This is a genomic window from Streptomyces durbertensis (genome assembly GCF_014156695.1).
Classification (GTDB): domain Bacteria; phylum Actinomycetota; class Actinomycetes; order Streptomycetales; family Streptomycetaceae; genus Streptomyces; species Streptomyces durbertensis.
On record NZ_WMLF01000900.1, the window covers coordinates 1 to 674 of the forward strand.

General features: G+C 73.3%; 1 protein-coding gene. It reads left to right on the forward strand.

Going from position 1 to position 674, the window contains the following annotated elements; translation table 11 throughout:
• On the forward strand, positions 1 to 674 hold a 674-nt coding region (locus GL263_RS27560; RefSeq protein WP_182858440.1), incomplete at both ends, for a S8 family serine peptidase.

Below are 674 nucleotides of genomic sequence, written 5' to 3' on the forward strand. Positions count from 1 at the left end.
CGCCCCGACCCCCGCACCGGCTTCGTCGGCCTGGCCCCCAAGGCCACCATCATCCCCATCCGCCAGAACGACGGCGAAGGCGGCGGCAACGCCGAAAACCTCGCCCAGTCCGTCGACCACGCCGTGCGGCAGGGCGCCGACGTCATCAACATCAGCCAGGACGCCGACCGCCCCCTCGGCCCCGACTCCCTCCTCTACCAGGCCGTACGGCGTGCGATCGACGCCGGCGTTGTTGTCGTCGCCTCAGCCGGCAACGACGGCGCCGACGGCAAACTCAAGGAGACCTACCCGGCCGCCATACCCGGCGTACTCGCCGTCGCCGCCTCCGACCGCAACAACGAGCGGGCCGTCTTCTCCCAACGCGGCCACTTCGTCGGCATCGCCGCACCCGGCGTCGACATCGTCTCCACCGTCCCCCGCGGCGGCCACTGCGCCGACAACGGCACCAGCTTCGCCGCGCCCTACGTCGCCGCCGTCGCCGCACTGCTGCGCGCCAAACACCGCCGCTGGACACCGCAGCAGATCGTCGCGCAACTCCAGCAGACGGCGGAACGCCCCGTCAGCGGCCGCGACCACCACATCGGCTGGGGCGTCGTCGACCCCCTCCGCGCGCTCACCGAGGACGAGCGCCCCCTCACCCGCCCGGTCGCCCGCGAAGGCGTCGAGAACGCCCC